Origin of the sequence: Acidovorax sp. sif1233 (assembly GCF_019218755.1) — a bacterium.
Lineage (GTDB): Bacteria > Pseudomonadota > Gammaproteobacteria > Burkholderiales > Burkholderiaceae_C > Acidovorax.
Map to the genome: position 1 here is coordinate 652,773 of NZ_JAHUWZ010000002.1, position 18,116 is coordinate 670,888.

The window sequence follows — 18,116 nt, forward strand, 5'->3', positions numbered from 1 at the left end:
GGAAAGTTCGGCGGGGCGAATGCGCCGTGCGGGCATCATCGCGCCCGGCTCAGTGGCTCGCGGCCCCCACGTGCGCACCAGGCTTCACGCGGTGCAGCAGGGCCAGCATGGCCGATTCGATGCGCGCCAGCGCCTCGCTCGTGTGGCCTTCGAAGCGCAGTACCAGCACGGGCGTGGTGTTGCTGGCACGGATCAGGCCAAAGCCGTCCGGCCAGTCCACGCGCAGCCCGTCGATGGTGCTCACCGTGGCGGGCGCCGCGAAGGTGCCGGCGGCCAGGGCCTGCAATTCGGCCGTCAGGCGGTGCGGCTCACCCTCGGCGCAGGCCACGTTCAGCTCGGGGGTGGAGAAACTCGTGGGCAGTGCGTTGAGCACGGCGCTCGGGTCGCTGCTCCTGCTCAGGATCTCCAGCAGGCGGCAGCCCGCATAGGTGCCGTCGTCGAAGCCGTACCAGCGCTCCTTGAAGAAGATGTGGCCGCTCATCTCGCCGCCCAGCGGGGAGTTGGTCTCCTTCATGCGGGCCTTGATGAGCGAATGGCCGGTCTTGAACATCACCGGCACGCCGCCGGCGGCCGCAATGGCGGGCGCCAGGCGCTGGGTGCACTTCACGTCGAAGATGATCTCGCCGCCGGGTACGCGCGAGAGCACGTCCTGCGCGAACAGCATCATCTGGCGGTCGGGGAAGATGTTGGTGCCGTCCCTGGTGACTATCCCTAAGCGGTCGCCATCGCCGTCGAAGGCCAGGCCCAGCTCGGCGTCGCTGGTCTTCAGGGCCTCGATCAGGTCGCGCAGGTTCTCCGGCTTGCTCGGGTCGGGGTGGTGGTTGGGGAAGTTGCCGTCCACCTCGGAAAAGAGCTCGATCACCTCGCAGCCCAGCGCGCGGAAGATGTCCGGCGCCGACGCACCGGCGATGCCGTTGCCGCAGTCCACCACGACCTTGAGCGGGCGGGCCAGCTTGATGTCGCCCACGATGCGCGCGGTGTAGGCCGGCAGCACGTCCACATGCCGCACCGAACCGCCGGGCAGCAGCTGCCAGCTTTCCTGCTCCATGGTGCGGCGCAGGCCCTGGATCTCCTCGCCGTAGATGGCGCGGCCATTGAGCACCATCTTGAAGCCGTTGTAGTCCTTGGGGTTGTGGCTGCCCGTGACCTGGATACCGCTCGCGCACAGCGTGCTGGCTGCAAAGTAGAGCAGTGGCGTGGTCACCAGGCCCACGTCGATCACCTCGATGCCCGCCTCCACCAGCCCCTGGATCAGCGCGGCCGACATGGCCGGGCCCGACAGGCGCCCGTCGCGCCCCACGGCCACCGTGGTCTGCCCTTCGGCGCGGGCGGCGGTGCCAAAGGCCCGGCCCAGGCCCAGGGCCACTTCTTCATTCAGGGTGGACGGCACGATGCCGCGGATGTCGTAGGCTTTGAAAATGGCGGGCGTGGGCTGCACGTAGGGGCCTTTCACGAAGAGGGTTGAAACGTCCGCAGCATTGTAGGCGGCCCCTTCCGCCTCCTTGCGCACGCCGCCCGGGGGCGCCGAGGCACATGTCCGAAAACGGCCAGTGCGCGCGCCGCCGGGGCCTATCATCCCGCCATGACCTCGCCACACCTGCCCTCTTCCACGGACACCGACATGGCCTCGGACGAGGGCCGCTATCTCGCCGTGCTGGCCCGGGACGCGCGCTTTGACGGACGCTTCTTCACCGGCGTGACCTCCACCGGCATCTACTGCCGCCCGGTGTGCGCCGTGCGCACGCCGCGCCGCGAGAACTGCCGCTTCTTCAGCCTTGCCGCCCAGGCCGAGAGCGCGGGCTTCAGGCCCTGCCTGCGCTGCCGGCCGGAGCTGGCGCCGCAGGCGCTGGTGTGGTCGGTGCAGGATGCCAGCGGCATCCTGGTGCAGCAGGCCGTGCGGCTGCTGGATGCGCCCGACCTCTGGCCGGCCCGGCCCACGCGGGGCGACAGCGGCGCCACCGTCGCCCGGCTGGCCGAACGCCTGGGCGTGAGCGACCGCCACCTGCGCCGCATCTTCGAGGCCGCGCTGGGCGTGTCGCCCCTGCAGTACCTGCAGACCCGGCGGCTGCTCACGGCCAAGCAGCTGCTCACCGACACCCCGATGCCGGTCACGCAGGTGGCGCTGGCCAGCGGCTTCGCGAGCGTGCGGCGCTTCAATGCGGCGTTCGCGGGGCACTACGGGCTCAATCCCACCCAGCTGCGGCGCAGCGGCGCGGGCCCCCTCAAGGCGGACGCGTCCGGCACCGGCAGCACCTTGCGCCTGGCCTGGCGCCCGCCCTTCGACGTGGCGGCGCTGCTCGCGTTCTTCGAGCGGCGGCAGTTCCACGGCGTCGAATGGGTGCTGCCCCACGAGGCCACGCTGCGCCGCACCGTGCGCCTGCCGTCCGCCTGCACCGGCATGGCGCAGGAGACCACCGGCTGGTTCAGCGCGCGCTTCGACGTGGTCCGCCACCAGGTGCTGCTGCAGACCAGCGACAGCCTGTACCCGGTGCTGCCGCTCGTGATCCGCCGCGTGCGCGCCATGCTGGACCTGGACGCCGACCCGGCGGCCATCAACGCCGTGCTGCACCCGCACTTCCCGGACGGCGACGGCCTGCGCGTGCCCGGTGCGTTCGACGGCTTCGAGCTGGCCGTGCGCGCCGTGCTGGGCCAGCAGATCACCGTGGCGGCCGCGCGCACGCTGGGGCAGCGGCTGGTGGAGCGGCTGGGCGAGCCCATCGCCACGCCCTGGCCCGGGCTGAACCGGCTGTTTCCCACGGCCGCCACGCTCGCCGTGGCCGACGGCGACACCCTGGGCCAGCTGGGCATCGTGCGCCAGCGCCAGGCCGCCATCGTGGCGCTGGCCCGCTCCGTGGACAGCGGGGGCCTGGCCCTGCATGCCGGCGCCGATGTGGCCGCGACCACGGCCGCCCTGTGCGCCCTGCCCGGCATTGGCGACTGGACGGCGCAGTACATCGCCATGCGCGTGCTGCGCTGGCCCGATGCCTTCCCTGCCGCCGACGTGGCGCTGCACAAGGCGCTGGGTGTCCAGGGCCAGAAAAACCCGGCGCGCGCCGCCAGCGCGGCGTCCGAGGCGTGGCGCCCGTGGCGCAGCTATGCGGTGCTGCGCGCCTGGGCGGCGGGCACGGCGGAGCCCGCCATCCCGGCGCCTGAAACACTATCAAAACAATAGCTTTTCGCGCTGATCCAGCAAGCGCTGGCGGCTTGTTTTATTCAAAATCACCGAGATTCCCCATGCAATACCACCCCCACACCGTGCAGGCGCGGGCCAGCACCGCCCTTGGGCCGGTGCGCCTGGCCGCATCGCCCGCCGGCCTCTGCGGCGTCTGGTTCGAAGGCCAGCGCCACGAACCCGCCAGTTTTCTCCACGGCGGGCACGCCTGGGCCGAGGCGGCCGGCCATCCCGTGCTGCAGGCCGCCGCCAGCCAGCTGCAGCAGTACCTGCGGGGCGAGCGGCAGGACTTCGATCTGCCGCTGGATCTCTCGGGCGGCACGCCGTTCCAGCAGGCGGTGTGGCGCGCCCTGCTGGCCATCGGCCGCGGCGGCACCACCAGCTATGGGCGCCTGAGCCAGCAACTGGGCCGGCCGCTGGCCGTGCGCGCCGTGGGCGCGGCCGTGGGGCGCAACCCGCTGAGCGTGGTGGTGCCCTGCCACCGCGTGCTGGGCGCGGACGGCAGCCTGACAGGCTACGCGGGCGGGCTGGACCGCAAGACGGCCCTGCTGACCATGGAGAATGCGCTCTTCGCGCCCCCGCGGCCGCCCGTGCCGGCGGGCGCCCTGCCCCCAGAGAAAGGCCATGAATGAACAGCCCGAACAGCCCGGGAACCCAACCCGTCACCACCTGGATCGGCGAATTCATCCTGCTGGCGGCGCTCTGGGGCGCCTCGTTTCTTTTCATGCGGCTGGGGGCGTCCGAGTTCGGCCCGCTGCCCACCGCCGGGCTGCGCGTGGCGCTGGCCACGGTGTTCCTGTGGCCCATCATGCTGCGCCAGGGCCATGGGCCCGCGCTGCGCAGGCACTGGCGGCCCATCATGTTCGCCGGGGTCATCAATTCGGCGATTCCGTTCGCACTGTTTTCCTGGGCGGTGCTGCACCTCGCCACGGGCCTGACCTCGATCCTGAATGCCACCGTGCCCCTGTTCGGCGCGCTGGTGGCCTGGCTCTGGCTGGGTGACCGCATCAACCGCCTGCGCTGGGCGGGCCTGGCCCTGGGCTTCGTGGGCGTGGCGCTGCTCGCGTGGCGCGCGCCGGCCGGCACGGGTTTCAAGAGCGACAGCGCCGAATGGGCGATCGCGGCGTGCCTGCTGGCATCATCCTTCTACGGCCTGTCGGCCAGCTTTGCGCGCCGTTTCCTCACGGGCATACCGCCCCTGGCCACCGCCACGGGCAGCCAGCTGGGCGCGGCGCTGGGCCTGGCCGTGCCCACCCTGTGGCTGTGGCCGGCGCAGATGCCGGGCCCCCGCGCCTGGGGCTGCATCGTCGCCATCGCGGTGCTGTGCACGGGCATCGCCTACATCCTGTACTTTCGCCTCATCGCCAGCGCGGGGCCCAGCCGGGCACTGGCCGTGACCTTCATCGCGCCCGTGTTCGCGGTGCTGTATGGCGCGATCTTCCTGGGCGAGCGCATCACGCCGTGGATGCTGGGCTGCGCGCTCGTCATCGTGTGCGGCACGATGCTGTCAACGGGGCTTATCAGGACACTGCGGCCGGGCCGGACGGCGCCGGAACAGCCATAAACTCGGGGAATGGTTTTTTCCCCGGGCCGCTGCGATCTGAGTCTTGCGTTGGACGGCGCGGGGCACCGCGCCGCCGCACACCACCCGGGCCGGTCGGCGCGGGCAGCGGTTTGCGCTGAAGCCGTCCCGGCCCCCTGGCCCTGCCTTTGCAGCGCGCTCCGCCATGGGTAACAACACGCTCCTGGCCGGCACGGTACTGATGACGCTGCTCCTGGTGCTGGAGTGGCTCCCGCCCCAGGAGGCGCTGCGGCCATCGCGGCGCACGCTCTGGCTGCTGGGCGTGGCGGGCGGCGCGGTGTCGGCGGTGTCGTTCACCGCGCTGCACTGGAATGCGCCCGAGCTGAGACTGGTGGCCTATCCCACCGTGGCCGCCTTCATGGGACTTTATTTCGGCGGCCTGCCGGCCGCCATCACCGCCCTGGTGGCGCTGCTGGCCGTGGTCGCGACGGCCCCCTCCGCCACCCCGCCCGCCGTGCTGGTGCTGGGCGCCACGTGGCTGCTGGCATGGCTGTGGCGGCGCATGGCCCGGCGCCTGCCCCTGCGCCCGGCGGCATGGATCGCGCTGGTGGGCCTGGCCATCACCCTGCCCCTGGTGGTATCGGCCTGCCTCTGGCTCGCGAACCTCGCGCCGCCGGCCGGGGCACCGTGGCCGACAAGCCTTCCCTGGCACCATGGCGCGGGCGTTCTGATGCTGGGCGTGGGCCGCCTGCTGCTGGCCAGCAAGGCCCGCGCGGAGCTGGCGCGCACCAGCACCCAGCAAGCCCTGGTGCAGCGCGAACAGCAGTTGCAGCTGGCCATGGACTCCCTGGGCGGAGGCCGGTGGGAGTGGGACGTGGTCCAGCGCCAGTTCCGCTGCCACGGCCGGTTCTACGAGGCGTTTGGCATCAGCTGCGACGACGCGGACGCCCAGGGCCTGTGGGAGCGCTGGTATGCGCTGCGCCACCCCGCCGACGCCCAGCGCAACGTCGCCCGGCTGGCGCGGGCCATGGACGGGCTGGACGAGACGTACGAAGCGGAATTCCGCGTGATGGACACGCGCGGCCAGTGGCGCTGGCTGATGTCGCGCGGCGCCGTGGCCCGCCGCGATGCGGGCGGGCGCCCGCTCAGCCTGATCGGCATGGACGTGGACATCACGGCCCACCGCGAGGTGGAGGACGCTCTGCGCTCCTCGGAGGCCAAGTACACCACCTTCTACCAGACGCTCCCCGATCCCGCGGGCATCTCGCGCATCTCCGATGGGCGCTACATCGACGTGAACCCTGCCTTTTGCGAGGTGCTGGGCCGCCCGCGCGACGAGGTGATCGGGCGCACGTCCTCCGAGCTGAAGATCTGGGCCTCCGAGCAGGAGCGCGCACGGCTGGTGGACACCTTCCGCCGCGAGGGCAAGGTCGACCGCCTGCCCCTGGTGGCCCAGCGCGACGGAATCCGCATACCGGGGCTGATGTCGGCACGCTCCGTGCTTGTGGATGGCGAAAACTGTTTTGTCTTCGTTTTCCACGACATGACCGAAGCCCACCGCGCCAGCGACGAACTGCGCGCCCTCAACAGCCTGCTGCAGCAAGCGGGCCGCCTGGCCCGTCTGGGCGCCTGGGAGGACGAGCGCGGCAAGGGCCTGGTCTACTGGTCGGACGTGTGCTTCGACATCCATGGCCTGGCGCCCGGCTCCCCGCTGCCGCACGACTACATCGACCGCCACGTGGCCCCCGCCTACCGGGAACCCCTGCGCGACCGGTTCCGCCAGAGCATCCTCGAGCGCGCCGAGTGGAGCATGGAGATGGAGGTGCTGCACACCGACGGGCGGTTGGTCTGGGTGCGCGCGCGGGGCGAGCCCGTCATCGAGAACGGCCGGGTCACCCGCGTGCGCGGCGTGATGCAGGACATCGACGAGGCCAAGCGCGCCGAGCAGCGCCTGCGCCAGTCCGAGGAGCGCTTCTCGCGCATCTTTCACCTCATGCCCTACCCCATGGGCCTGTCGCGCCGCATGGACGGGCGCTACGTGGACATCAACCCCGCCTGGGTGGAGATGCTGGGCATCCCGCGCGAGGAGGCCATCGGCCGCACCGCCATCGAGCTGGGCATCTTCACCGCCGACGACCGCCAGCGCCTCATGGATGCGGTGGCGCGCTCCGGCCAGCTCAACAGCTACGAGGTGAAGCTGAACGTGCGCGGCGGCCCGCCGCGCACCGTGCTGCAGTCCATGCGGGCGACCGAATTCGACGGCGAACCCTGCTGGCTGTTCTCGGTGCACGACATCACCGACCGCAAGCGCGAGGAAGAGCAGGTGCGCGAACGCGAGGCGCTGCTCTCGCTCACCATCTCGGCCGCGTCGCTGGGCCTGTGGGACTGGAACCTGCAGACCGGCACCGTCACGGGCGACAGCCGCTGGCGCGCGATGCGCGGCCTGCCCGCATCGCACGGCCCCTTCGGCGCCACGCAGTGGACCAGCGGCATCGCCCCCGACGACATCGACCGCATCACCACCGAGGTCGCCCGCCACACCGCCCACCCCGGCACGCCGTTTGACGCCACCTGGCGCGTCAACCAGAGCGAGGCCGGCGACGACGCCGTGCGCTGGGTGCGCAACCTGGGCAAGATCGTCGGCCTTGACGCCATGGGCCGCCCCGAACGCATGCTGGGCGTGGCGATCGACGTGACGCCCCAGCGCGAACAGGAAGTGCTGCTGCAGCGGCTGGCGCTGTTCGATGCCCTCACCGGCCTGCCCAACCGCGTGCTGCTGGCGCGCAAGCTGCAGGAATGCATGGACCAGGCGCGTGCAAACGGCACGCAGCTGGGCGTGGCCTACCTGGACCTGGACGGCTTCAAGCCCGTGAACGACCGGCTGGGCCACGGCGCGGGCGACCGCCTCCTGGTGGTGGTGGCCGGCCGGCTCACGCGCGCGCTGCGCCCGCTCGACTGCGTGGCCCGCCTGGGGGGCGACGAGTTCGTGATCCTCATGCCCGGGCTGGACTCGGCCAACGGCTGCGAAGCCATGCTCCACCGCGTGATGGAAAGCATCTCGGCCCCCTACACGCTCGACGCCGAGCGCGTGGTGGTCACGGCCAGCATCGGCTACACGGTGTTCCCGCAGGACGACGCCGATGCCGATGCCCTGCTGCGCCATGCCGACCAGGCCATGTACGCTGCCAAGCAGGCCGGGCGCAACCGCTTCCACCAGTTCGATGCCGCCCAGGAGCGCGCCCTGCAGCTGCTGCGCGCGCAGGGGCGCCACCTGCGCGACGCGCTGGCCGATGCCCAGTTCACCCTGTACCTGCAGCCCAAGGTGGACATGAAAAGCGGCGCCGTGGTGGGCGCCGAAGCCCTCGCGCGCTGGCAGCACCCGCAGCGCGGCCTGGTGCCGCCCGGCGAATTCCTGCCGCTGCTGGAGGGGACCGAGCTGGAGATCGGGTTCGGCGAATGGGTGGTCGAGGCCGCGCTCTCCATCCTGGAGGAACTGCAGGCGCGCGGCATGGCCCTGCCGCTGAGCGTCAACATCGCCGCCCAGCACCTGCAGCGCCCCGACTTCGCCGACTGGATGGCCCGGTGCATCGCGCGCCACCCCGGCGTGCCCGGGCACCTGGTGGAAATCGAGATCACCGAAAGCGCCGCGCTGTACGACCTGGCGGCCGTGGCGCACACCCTCACCGCGCTGCGTGGGCTGGGGGTGGTGGTGTCGCTGGACGACTTCGGCACCGGCTACTCGTCGCTGACCTACCTGCGCCGCCTGCCCATGGACACGCTCAAGATCGACCAGAGCTTCGTGCACGGCATGATGGGCGATCCGGGCGATCTGGCCATCGTGCAGGGCGTGATCGGCCTGGCGCGCTCGTTTGGCTACCGCGTGATCGCCGAAGGCGTGGAAACCATCGAGCAGGGACAGATGCTGCTGCAACTGGGCTGCACCCAGGCGCAGGGCTATTGCATCGCGCGGCCCATGCCGCTGGCGGACTTCACCGGCTGGGCGGCCCAGTGGCAGCTGCCCTCGGGCTGGCAGCGGCAGGCCCAGGGAAGTTTCAGGTAAAAACCGCGCAAGCGCTTTTCAGGCAAGCGCATGAAGCTATTAAAAATATAGCAAACTACAGCGGGCACGCTGCTGCCACGTGCACTCTGCCCCCCATCAACCCCGGCTGGACCCCGCCAGCCAGGCCTGCAGGCGCTCCACGCCCGCCTCCAGCCGCGCGGGGTCCCTGGAGGCAAAACACCAGCGCAGCCAGCCCTGGGCCTCGGGCGCGAACGCATTGCCCGGCGCCAGGCCCAGGCCGGCCTCGCTCACCAGCCGCTGGGCGACCGCCAGCGAATCGTCAAAGCCGTGCAGGCGGAAGAAGGCGTACATGCCGCCGAGCGGGCTGGCCACCTCCACCTGCGGCAGCGCGGCCAGGCGGGGCAGCAGCGTGTCGCGGCAGCGGCGCATGCGCGCCACCGGGGGCGGCGTGATCTCGCCCGCATGCTCCAGCGCCGCCAGGCCCGCGCGCTGGGTGAACACGCTGGCGCAGGAGGTGTTGAATTCGATCAGCTTGCCCACGGCGTCCACCAGCGCGGGCGGCAGCACGAGCCAGCCCAGGCGCCAGCCGGTCATCAGGAAGCTCTTGGAAAAGCTCTGCACCACGATGAGCCGGTCCTCGGGCGCGGCGATGTCCAGGAAACTCGGCGCGCAGCCGTGGGGGGTCGCCTCGTAGTACAGGCGTTCGTACACTTCGTCCGCCAGCACCCAGGTGCCGGTGCGCCGGCAATGGTCCAGGATGGCCTGCTGCTCCGCGCGCGTGAGCGTCCAGCCCGTGGGGTTGTTGGGTGCGTTGACGATGAGCAGTCGTGTGGCCGGCGTGATGGCGTCGAGCAGCACCTGCAGGTCCAGCGTCCAGGCACCGCCCTCGGCGCGCAGCGGCACGCACCGCACACGGGCACCCAGCACGGCGGGCTGGGCCGTGAGGTTGGGCCACACGGGCGTGACGGCCACGACCTCGTCCCCCGCATCGAGCAGCGCCTGCATGGCCACCATCAGCGCGCTCACGCCCCCCGAGGTCACGGCGATCCGTTCCGCACCGATGGGGCCATGCAGCGCGCTGGCGTAGGCGGCTATCGCCTGGCGCAGCTCGGGCAGGCCGAGGTTGTGGGAGTAGAAGGTCTCGCCCCGCTGCAGGGACTCGATGGCCGCCTGGCGCACGGGCTCGGGCGTGACCTCGTCGCTTTCGCCGAACCAGAAGGCCAGGACGTCGGCCCGGCCCATGCCGGCGTTGGCGACTTCACGGATCTTGGAGGCTTCGAGGTTTTCTACGGCGAGGCGCATGGGGTGGTCCTTGGAAAGCGCAGGAGTGGCGATGGTCGAGCATAGCGCCAGCTGGAGCGGGGCGGCGCCTTGATGGGAGGCGGCTCGGGTGCAGGGGCGGAAGCCGGGATGTCGCCCCGGCCTCCGCCTTCAAACCAGGCACGCGATCAGATCAGCACACAAACCCAGCAGGCTCCGACAAGCTCAGCCCAAACAACCCAGAAGAACCGTCGAGCCCGTTCACTCCCCCACCAGTTCCCGCACCTGCTGCAGCGCCGCCGGATCCTCCATCGTCGTCAGGTCTCCCGGATCCCTGCGCTCGGCCACCGCCTGCAATGCCCGCCGCAACAGCTTGCCGCTGCGCGTCTTGGGCAGCACGCTCACGAAGTACACGCGCGAGGGCCTCGCCACGGCACCCAACTGGCTGTCCACCTGCTTCATGACCTCGCCCTCGAGCTTCAGGCGCGCGGCATCGGTGTCGAGTCCGCTCGCATCGCGGGCCACGGCAAAGGCCATGGCCACCTGGCCCTTGAGCGCATCCGCCACGCCCACCACGGCCACTTCGGCGATGTTGGGGTGCGCGGCAATGCTCTCCTCGATCTCGCGCGTGCCCAGGCGGTGGCCCGCGACGTTGATCACGTCGTCGGTACGGCCCAGGATGAAGTGGTAGCCATCGGCATCGCGGATGCCCCAGTCGAAGGTGCTGTAGATCAGCCGGCCAGGGATGCTCTTCCAGTAGGTGTTGACGAATCGCGCGTCGTCGCGCCACACGGTCTGCATGCAGCCGGGGGGCAGCGGGCCCTCGATGGCGACCACGCCCTTCTGGTTCTCGCCCGCCAACTCCTGGCCCGTGGCTTCGTCGATGAGCTTCACGTCATAGCCGTACATCGCCTTGCCCGGGCTGCCGAAGCGCGTGGTTTGGGGTTCCACGCCATTGGCCAGCGTCAGGATGGGCCAGCCGGTTTCGGTCTGCCAGTAGTTGTCGATGATGGGCACCGAGAGCGCGTCGCTGATCCACTGGGCCGTGGGCTCATCGAGCGGCTCGCCGGCCAGCCACAGGGCCTTGAGGCTTTTCACGCTGTATCTGGCCAGGTAGGCAGGGTCCTGCTTCTTGAGCACCCGCACCGCCGTGGGCGCCGAGAACATGTGGGTGACCTGGTACTTCTCGACAATGCTCCACCACACGCCCGCGTCGGGGCGCGTGGGCAGGCCCTCATACATGATGGTGGTCATGCCCGCGATGAGCGGGCCGTAGATGATGTAGCTGTGCCCCACCACCCAGCCGATGTCGCTGGTCGCGAAATACACCTCCCCCGCCTTCGCGTCAAAGATGTGCTTCATGCTGGCCGCCAGCGCCACCGTGTAGCCACCGGTGTCGCGCTGCACGCCCTTCGGCTTGCCCGTGGTGCCGCTGGTGTAGAGCGTGTAGCTGGGGTGCGTGGACTCGACCCATTCGCAGGGGACCACGGTGGCCAGGTGCTTTTCGCGCAGCGGTGCCCAGTCGTGGTCGCGCCCGGGCTGCAGGTGCATCGGCGCCAGGCCTCGGTTGACCATGAGCACGGCGGCGGGCTTGTGCCTGGAGAGCGCGATGGCCTCGTCCAGCAGCGGCTTGTAGGGCACGACCTTGCCGCCGCGCGAGCCCGCATCGGCGCTGACCACGGCCACGGGTTCGGCGTCCTCGATGCGCGAGGCCAGCGAGCCCGAGGCAAAACCGCCAAACACCACCGAATGCAGTGCGCCAATGCGCACGCAGGCGAGCATGGCGAACGCCGCCTCGGCGATCATGGGCATGTAGATGAGCACGCGGTCGCCCTTCTTCACGCCCAGCGACAGCAGCACGGCCGCCATGCGCTGCACCTCGGCGTGCAGCTCGGCAAAGCTGTAGCTGCGCTCTGTGCCGGTTTCGGTGGAGATGGCCACCAGCGCGGGCTGGCTGGCGCGCGTGGCGAGGTGGCGGTCGACCGCGTTGTGGCACAGGTTGGTGGTGCCGCCCACGAACCACCGGGCAAACGGCGGGTTGCTGTAGTCGCACACCTGCTGGGGCGGGGTCTGCCAGTCGATCAGCCGGGCCTGCTCGGCCCAGAAGGCGTCGCGGTGATCAATGGACTGGCGGTAGAAATCGGCGTAGCGGCTCATCGTGGTGTCTCCTCGGCATCTCTTCCGGCCCGCCTGGATGGCAGGTTTTGAATTCATAATTATTCATGACGGGCTTGCGGCAAACTGACGCAACCGGCAGGGAACACCGCGCCACGCCCTGCGCGCCCTCCCTTCCAGGCCCCCTCCCATCCACCGTGCGCAGGGGTCCGGGCGCAGGAAGAACCCCTCGGCGGCAGGGACGGCGCGCCGCCGGATGGCGGCGCGGAAACAACGGTGGGCCCCGGACCGTCACGGGTTGGGCGGATACTCGCGCGCTGCATGCATTCGCGCATGCAGCGCGCAACCCCCATCGAGACGTCCCGCCCAGAACTTTCATGCCATGACCTCCGCGCACCCTGCCCCGCCGCCGGACGAGACGGCCGCCACCAGCCCTGCCCCGGTTCCTTTCGCCGAGGCTTTCCGCTTCTGGCTCAAGCTGGGCTTCATCAGCTTTGGCGGGCCCGCCGGACAGATCGCGATCATGCACACCGAACTGGTGGAGCGGCGGCGCTGGATCAGCGAACAGCGCTTTCTGCACGCGCTCAACTACTGCATGCTGCTGCCCGGCCCCGAGGCCCAGCAGCTGGCGACCTACATCGGCTGGCTCATGCACCGCACCTGGGGCGGCATCGTGGCGGGTGCGCTGTTCGTGCTGCCCTCGCTGTTCATTCTGGTGGCGCTGTCGTGGGTGTACCTGCGTTTTGGCGATGTGCCGGCGGTGGCGGGCGTGTTCTATGGCATCAAGCCCGCCGTGACGGCGCTGGTGCTGCATGCCGCGCACCGCATCGGCACCCGCGCGCTCAGGAACCGGTGGATGTGGGGCATCGCGGCTGCGTCCTTCGTGGCGATTTTTGCGTTCCACGCCCCCTTCCCCGCCATCGTCCTGGCGGCGGGCCTCATCGGCCACTTCGGGGCCCGGCGCTGGCCGGCGGTGTTCGCCCTGGGGGGCGGGCATGCGGGCGCGGCCAGGGGCTACGGCCCGGCCCTGATCGACGACGACACCCCGACACCGGCGCACGTCCGCTTCTCGCGCGGCCACCTGGCCAGGGTGCTGGGGGCGGGCCTGGCCCTGTGGCTGGCGGCCATGGCGGTGCTGGTGGCCACGCAGGGCTGGGAAGGCACGCTCACCCAGATGGGCTGGTTCTTCACCAAGGCCGCGCTGCTGACGTTTGGCGGCGCCTACGCCGTGCTGCCCTATGTGTACCAAGGCGCGGTCGAGCACTACCAGTGGCTCAATGGCCCGCAGATGATCGATGGCCTGGCGCTGGGCGAGACCACTCCGGGTCCGCTCATCATGGTGGTGGCCTTCGTCGGTTTCGTGGGAGGCTGGCTGCAGCAGGTGTGGGGGCCCGATGCGCTGTTCGCGGGCGCGGCGGCTGCGGCCGTGGTGGTGACCTTCGTCACCTTCCTGCCATCGTTCATCTTCATCCTGGCCGGCGGCCCGATGGTGGAGGCCACCCATGGCAGGCTGGGCTTCACCGCGCCGCTGTCCGCCGTCACCGCCGCCGTGGTGGGCGTGATCCTGAACCTGGCGCTGTTCTTTGCCTACCACCTGCTGTGGCCCCAGGGCTTTGGCGGCGCGTTCGATGCGATCTCTGCCGTGATTGCCCTGGGAGCGGGGGTGGCGTTGTTCCGCTTCAAGGCCGGCGTGCTGCCATTGCTCGGTGGCTGCGCGGCGGTCGGGCTCGCGGTGACACTTCTCAAGCCTTGGCTGTGACCTGAGCCCATGGGAGGCTGGCGCGCCCCCGGCTTCGGCGCCGCTGATTTGCTATGTTTTTTATAGCTTCCGGCGCATGAAGGGAAAGCGCCAGCGCCCCAAAAGACCTGATGCCGGGCTACTTGATCAGACCGAGCACATCCTTGAAGGCCGGGTGCTCGCAGCTGCCCAGCCATTCAAACGCCACCATCTCGGTCGTCACCAGTTCCGCCCCCGCGCCGGCCAGGCGGTCGAAGGCCGCGTCGCGGTTGCGCTCCGTGCGCGAGCCGCAGGCATCGGTCACGACCCAGACCTCGAATTCGTCGTCGATCAGGTCCAGCGCGGTCTGCAGCAGGCAGACGTGCGCCTCGCACCCGGCGATGACGATGGTGCCGCGCTCGGCGCCCTGTGCGGTGGCGGGTTTCTGCAGGTGCTTGGGCAGGCTGCGCGCGTTGCCGCCCTGGGGCTTCGCGGGCGGGCGCAGCCATTCGCCCAGGCCTTCCTCGGCCGCGCTGAAATGCATCTTGGCCAGCGTTTTCTGGCACAGGGCGCGCAGCGCGGCATCATTGGCGCCCAGGCGTGAGGGATTCTGCTCCGTGCCCCACACGGGCACCTCCAGCATGCGCGCGATCTCGGCCAGGCGGCGGGCATTGGCCAGCACGGCAGGGCCCTCGAAGATCGCGGGCATCAGGCGCTCCTGGTAGTCGACCAGGACGAGTTGGGATTCAGTGGCGTCAAGCAGCATGGTGTGGACCGCTCCGGGCGGCCGGATTCTCTGGAAGTGGGGCATTGTCGCAGCCCCGCCGGCGCGCCCGCCGATCAGGAGGGCTGCAGGCGCAGCAGCTGGCCCTGCGGGCTGTCGGTCAGCAGGTAGATCAGGCCGTCTGGCCCCTGGCGCACGTCGCGGATGCGCTCGCCCTGGCCCTGCAGCAGCTTTTCCTCGCGCAAGACCTTGCCCGGGGCGACTTCCAGCCGGTGCAGGGTGCCGAACTTGAGAGACCCCACGAACAGGCTGCCCTGCCACGCCGCGCCGTAGCGCGCGCTGGTGAGGAACGCCATGCCCGAGGGCGCAATCGACGGCACCCAGTAGTGCAGCGGCTGCTCCATGCCCGCCTTGGCCGTGCCTTCACCCATCCTGCCGCCCCCGTAGTTCTCGCCGTAGGTGATCACGGGCCAGCCGTAGTTGCGGCCGGGCCGGGGCAGGTTGATCTCATCGCCCCCCTGGGGGCCGTGCTCGTGCATCCACAGCTGGCCGTCAGGGCCCAGGGTGGCGCCCTGGGGATTGCGGTGGCCGTAGCTCCAGATCTCCGGCAAGGCGCCCGCGCGCTGGCGAAACGGGTTGTCGGCCGGCACCGCACCGTCCGGGGTGATGCGCACGATCTTGCCGTGGTGGTTGTCGAGCCTTTGCGCATCGTCCTTGCGCTGGTAGCGCTCGCCCAGCGCCAGGAACAGGTTGCCGTCCGCCGCCTGCACGATGCGGCAGCCGAAATGCTGGGCGCTGGCCACCTTGGGCTGCTGGCTGAAGAGGACCTTGACCTCCTGCAGGCTGCGCGCATCCGCGGACAGCGTGGCCCGTGCCAGCGCCGTGCTGTTGCCGGACGCGCCACCCGGGGCGGGCTCCGAAAAGCAGAAGAAGATACGGCGGTTGCGGGCGAAGTCGGCATCGGTCACCACGTCCAGCAAGCCGCCCTGCCCGCCCGCGGCGACGGCCGGCACGCCCGCCAGCGCGGGCCCCACCTGCCCGCCCGCGCTGACCACCCGCATCCGGCCCCGCCGCTCGGTGACGAGAAACTGCCCTTCGGGCAGGAAGGCCACGGCCCAGGGGTGTTCCAGCCCCCGTGCCACGGTTGCCACGGACACGCCCGGCGGCGTGCCCTGGGCGGAAACACCGCCATGGTGGGCGCCCGCCACGGCCCAAAGCGCCGCCAGGCAGGCCCGCGCGGCCCGCGAAAGGGGCATTTTCCGTGTCCATTCCATCTCGTGGCGCTCCTGAAAAAGTTGAACACCATACCCCCAGAGCCACCGCCCGGCCAGGCCTGACATGGTGGCCCTCCACGGCGGCGCAGCCGAGGATTCCCTCCGGCAAATCCCTGCTCGGGATTTACTTGAACGAAATCAACAGCTTGCACAGGTGATTATTTTTGATAAGTAAGCATACCGTGGTACCCTTCGCCCCCATGTCCCGATGGCTTTGCACCCTCCTCCTGGTCTGCGCAACCTCTGCCCAGGCTGCGCCGCAAGCGGCAAACCCCGACGATATGGACCGGTTCATCACCGACAAAGGCCTGCTCACGCGGCTGGAGGACGTGAGCCACCGGGTGGCCGACAAGGCCCATACGGTGGCGGACCGCGCGTCCGGGCTCGTGGTGAACGCCATGGGATTCCTGGGCGTACCGTACAAGCGGGGCGGAAACAGCGCGGAAACCGGCTTCGACTGCAGCGGCTTCGTGCGGGCCATGTACGAGCAGACCGTGGGCCTGCTGCTACCCCGCCGGGCCGACCAGCAGGCTGCCGCCACCCAGGTCATTGACAAGAAGGAACTTCAGCCCGGGGATCTGGTGTTCTTCAACACCATGCGCCGCAACTTCAGCCATGTGGGCATCTACGTGGGGGACAACAAGTTCATCCACGCTCCCCGCAGCGGCGCCGAAATCCGCGTGGAAGACATGGGCGTGGCTTACTGGGCACGCCGCTTCAACGGCGCCCGCCGCGTCGCGGGCTCGGGCAGCGACGACCTCGCGCAGGCCAAATAGCAACCACGCCGCTCGCCCGGCCAGGATGTCCCCTCGCAGGCGCCCTGCCTGCGGCTAGCGTTTGATCTCGTACACCGTCTCGGTGCTGCGGATCGGTCCCCCCACCACATTCACCGGGCCTATCGACGGGTCGCGCAGCATGGCCTTGGCCTTGGCCATGTCTGCCTGGTACGTGGCGCGTGCCTGGGATTCGCAGCTGCGGCGGTCCGCCGAGGGCATGGCCCGGCATTCCTCCAGGCTCACCTTCAACCCACCGCCGGCTTCGCGGATGGCGGTCTGGTAGCGCTGCTGGGGCGTGGTGTCCGGTACCGCGCCGCGGGACAGCGAGGCCTCGTCGCCACTTTGGGCCGCGGCGGTCGTGGGCCCCGCCAATGCCGCCCCCAGCGCGAGCACCGCCACAAACACCAGGGGGAAGGAACGGGTCTTGAAATTTGTTGTCATCGGTCTTCCTTTCAGTGGAGACGCTTCACTGTACGGCGCCGCCGGTCCCGCAGGCGGCAAGTACCCGCCGCGCCGTGGTGTCGGACGGGACCCACAGCCGACCCCTTCATGACGCCGGACCTCGCTTTCCACCCTCACCCGTGTCGGGAACGCGCGCCCCGCAATGGGACGCGCACAGTGCGCGTTGTCCGACAAGCTGGCGGCGCGCGCGCTCCTTAGAGTGGGCAGATCGCGTCGCAGCATGCAGGGGAAACATCATGGGAACATTGCTAGGAACATTGCTGGTGGGTTTGATGGTCGGGCTTCTGGCCCGTGCCCTGAAACCCGGGGAGGACAAACTCGGATGGATATTGACCGCGCTGCTGGGGGTGGCGGGCTCGTTTCTCGCCACCTATCTGGGTTTGGCGATGGGCTGGTATGCACAAGGGGAAGCCGCTGGCTGGATCGCGTCGGTCGTGGGGGCCATGCTGCTTCTGGCCGCGTTCACCCTCGTCAAGGGAAAAACCTGAAACGGCCGCTGAAGAATCTCCTTGCGCGGCCACGGGCGTTGCCCTTTGCCAACCACCACCGCATCAGGTACAACCCGCCCATGCCCACTTCCTTGCAAATGGCGGCCGGCAACGCGGCCCTCACCGCTGCCGTGCAGCGCAGCCGCAAATTGCTGCATCGGCGCGCATTGGTCGCGGCGGCCGCCAGTTCCCTGCCCGTGCCAGGGCTCGACTGGGCCGTGGACGCGGCGCTGCTGTCCCGCCTGCTTCCGCAGATCAACGCCGAGTTCGGCCTGTCCGCGCAGCAGATCGACCAGCTCGATCCGCACAAGCGCGAGCAGGTGCAGAAGGCCGTGGCCCTCGTGGGCTCCGTGCTGATCGGCAAGCTGGTGACGCGCGAGCTGGTCATCCGGGCCACTCAGACCGTGGGCGTGCGCCTGACCGCCAAGCAGGCGGCGAAGTACGTGCCGCTGGCGGGCCAGGCGGTGGCCGCGGGCATCGGCTATGCCACGCTGCGCTACCTGGGCGAGCAGCACCTGCGCGACTGCGTGCGCGTGGTGCGGGAGGTCGGCCTGCAGCTGCCCGCCCCCGCCCGCACCTAGCGTG

14 protein-coding genes are annotated in these 18,116 nt (G+C 70.2%); 8 read left to right on the top strand and 6 right to left on the bottom strand.

Annotated elements, in window-relative coordinates; genetic code table 11:
* Window positions 1-49: 49 nt before the first annotated feature.
* Window positions 50-1,438 (bottom strand): phosphomannomutase/phosphoglucomutase, encoded by a 1,389-nt coding sequence (locus KW843_RS10435; RefSeq protein WP_218295322.1) that lies wholly within the window; start codon window positions 1,436-1,438, stop codon window positions 50-52.
* A 144-nt stretch (window positions 1,439-1,582) separates the two neighbouring features.
* Here KW843_RS10435 and KW843_RS10440 point away from each other — a divergent pair, with 144 nt between their 5' ends.
* The 4 genes from KW843_RS10440 (at window position 1,583) to KW843_RS10455 (ending at window position 8,754) form a co-directional block, all read left to right on the top strand.
* Window positions 1,583-3,172, top strand: coding sequence for a DNA-3-methyladenine glycosylase 2 family protein (locus tag KW843_RS10440; protein WP_218295051.1), 1,590 nt, complete (start codon window positions 1,583-1,585; stop codon window positions 3,170-3,172).
* Between the two features lie 62 nt (window positions 3,173-3,234).
* A complete protein-coding gene (locus KW843_RS10445; protein ID WP_218295052.1) occupies window positions 3,235-3,804 on the top strand; it encodes a methylated-DNA--[protein]-cysteine S-methyltransferase in 570 nt (189 codons plus the stop codon).
* Entirely contained in the window at window positions 3,801-4,736 is a 936-nt protein-coding gene (locus KW843_RS10450; protein ID WP_218295053.1) for a DMT family transporter, read from the top strand. Before KW843_RS10445 ends, KW843_RS10450 begins: the two co-directional genes overlap by 4 nt.
* A gap of 163 nt (window positions 4,737-4,899) precedes the next feature.
* The gene (locus KW843_RS10455; protein WP_218295054.1) at window positions 4,900-8,754 is read left to right on the top strand and encodes an EAL domain-containing protein; all 3,855 of its coding nucleotides are present in this window, start codon (window positions 4,900-4,902) and stop codon (window positions 8,752-8,754) included.
* A 96-nt stretch (window positions 8,755-8,850) separates the two neighbouring features.
* On the opposite strand, the gene KW843_RS10460 is transcribed toward KW843_RS10455, so the two are convergent.
* Both KW843_RS10460 and KW843_RS10465 read right to left on the bottom strand, forming a co-directional pair.
* Window positions 8,851-10,017 (bottom strand): pyridoxal phosphate-dependent aminotransferase, encoded by a 1,167-nt coding sequence (locus KW843_RS10460; RefSeq protein WP_218295055.1) that lies wholly within the window; start codon window positions 10,015-10,017, stop codon window positions 8,851-8,853.
* 219 nt (window positions 10,018-10,236) lie between these two features.
* On the bottom strand, window positions 10,237-12,132 hold the full coding sequence (locus KW843_RS10465; protein WP_218295056.1) for a propionate--CoA ligase: 1,896 nt from the start codon (window positions 12,130-12,132) through the stop codon (window positions 10,237-10,239).
* A 340-nt stretch (window positions 12,133-12,472) separates the two neighbouring features.
* On the opposite strand from KW843_RS10465, the gene chrA reads away from it, so the two are divergent.
* A complete protein-coding gene (chrA, locus tag KW843_RS10470; protein ID WP_218295057.1) occupies window positions 12,473-13,849 on the top strand; it encodes a chromate efflux transporter in 1,377 nt (458 codons plus the stop codon).
* A gap of 118 nt (window positions 13,850-13,967) precedes the next feature.
* On the opposite strand, the gene KW843_RS10475 is transcribed toward chrA, so the two are convergent.
* Together KW843_RS10475 and KW843_RS10480 are read right to left on the bottom strand one after the other, a co-directional pair.
* Window positions 13,968-14,573 carry an isochorismatase family protein gene (locus tag KW843_RS10475; RefSeq protein WP_218295058.1) on the bottom strand — a complete coding sequence of 202 codons (606 nt, stop codon included), beginning with the start codon at window positions 14,571-14,573 and terminating at the stop codon, window positions 13,968-13,970.
* Window positions 14,574-14,647: 74 nt separating this feature from the next.
* Complete coding sequence (locus KW843_RS10480) at window positions 14,648-15,787, bottom strand: PQQ-dependent sugar dehydrogenase (protein WP_218295059.1); 1,140 nt, start codon at window positions 15,785-15,787, stop codon at window positions 14,648-14,650.
* Between the two features lie 218 nt (window positions 15,788-16,005).
* Between KW843_RS10480 and KW843_RS10485 the strand changes: the two genes are divergently transcribed.
* On the top strand, window positions 16,006-16,581 hold the full coding sequence (locus tag KW843_RS10485; protein WP_218295060.1) for a C40 family peptidase: 576 nt from the start codon (window positions 16,006-16,008) through the stop codon (window positions 16,579-16,581).
* A 54-nt stretch (window positions 16,582-16,635) separates the two neighbouring features.
* On the opposite strand, the gene KW843_RS10490 is transcribed toward KW843_RS10485, so the two are convergent.
* A complete protein-coding gene (locus KW843_RS10490) occupies window positions 16,636-17,022 on the bottom strand; it encodes a hypothetical protein (RefSeq protein WP_218295061.1) in 387 nt (128 codons plus the stop codon).
* A 257-nt stretch (window positions 17,023-17,279) separates the two neighbouring features.
* On the opposite strand from KW843_RS10490, the gene KW843_RS10495 reads away from it, so the two are divergent.
* Together KW843_RS10495 and KW843_RS10500 are read left to right on the top strand one after the other, a co-directional pair.
* Complete coding sequence (locus KW843_RS10495) at window positions 17,280-17,531, top strand: GlsB/YeaQ/YmgE family stress response membrane protein (RefSeq protein WP_218295062.1); 252 nt, start codon at window positions 17,280-17,282, stop codon at window positions 17,529-17,531.
* Between the two features lie 80 nt (window positions 17,532-17,611).
* Window positions 17,612-18,112: a hypothetical protein gene (locus tag KW843_RS10500; RefSeq protein WP_218295063.1), complete on the top strand. Its 501-nt coding sequence runs from the start codon at window positions 17,612-17,614 to the stop codon at window positions 18,110-18,112.
* Window positions 18,113-18,116: the final 4 nt, after the last annotated feature.

Bases quoted from the DNA above. Each gene is read 5' to 3' on its own strand.
- chrA (WP_218295057.1), top strand. From the start codon at position 12,473: ATGACCTCCGCGCACCCTGCCCCGCCGCCGGACGAGACGGCCGCCACC.
- KW843_RS10480 (WP_218295059.1), bottom strand. From the start codon at position 15,787: ATGCCCCTTTCGCGGGCCGCGCGGGCCTGCCTGGCGGCGCTTTGGGCC.
- KW843_RS10500 (WP_218295063.1), top strand. From the start codon at position 17,612: ATGCCCACTTCCTTGCAAATGGCGGCCGGCAACGCGGCCCTCACCGCT.
- KW843_RS10455 (WP_218295054.1), top strand. From the start codon at position 4,900: ATGGGTAACAACACGCTCCTGGCCGGCACGGTACTGATGACGCTGCTC.
- KW843_RS10445 (WP_218295052.1), top strand. From the start codon at position 3,235: ATGCAATACCACCCCCACACCGTGCAGGCGCGGGCCAGCACCGCCCTT.
- KW843_RS10465 (WP_218295056.1), bottom strand. From the start codon at position 12,132: ATGAGCCGCTACGCCGATTTCTACCGCCAGTCCATTGATCACCGCGAC.
- KW843_RS10485 (WP_218295060.1), top strand. From the start codon at position 16,006: ATGTCCCGATGGCTTTGCACCCTCCTCCTGGTCTGCGCAACCTCTGCC.
- KW843_RS10460 (WP_218295055.1), bottom strand. From the start codon at position 10,017: ATGCGCCTCGCCGTAGAAAACCTCGAAGCCTCCAAGATCCGTGAAGTC.
- KW843_RS10440 (WP_218295051.1), top strand. From the start codon at position 1,583: ATGACCTCGCCACACCTGCCCTCTTCCACGGACACCGACATGGCCTCG.
- KW843_RS10490 (WP_218295061.1), bottom strand. From the start codon at position 17,022: ATGACAACAAATTTCAAGACCCGTTCCTTCCCCCTGGTGTTTGTGGCG.
- KW843_RS10495 (WP_218295062.1), top strand. From the start codon at position 17,280: ATGGGAACATTGCTAGGAACATTGCTGGTGGGTTTGATGGTCGGGCTT.
- KW843_RS10475 (WP_218295058.1), bottom strand. From the start codon at position 14,573: ATGCTGCTTGACGCCACTGAATCCCAACTCGTCCTGGTCGACTACCAG.
- KW843_RS10450 (WP_218295053.1), top strand. From the start codon at position 3,801: ATGAACAGCCCGAACAGCCCGGGAACCCAACCCGTCACCACCTGGATC.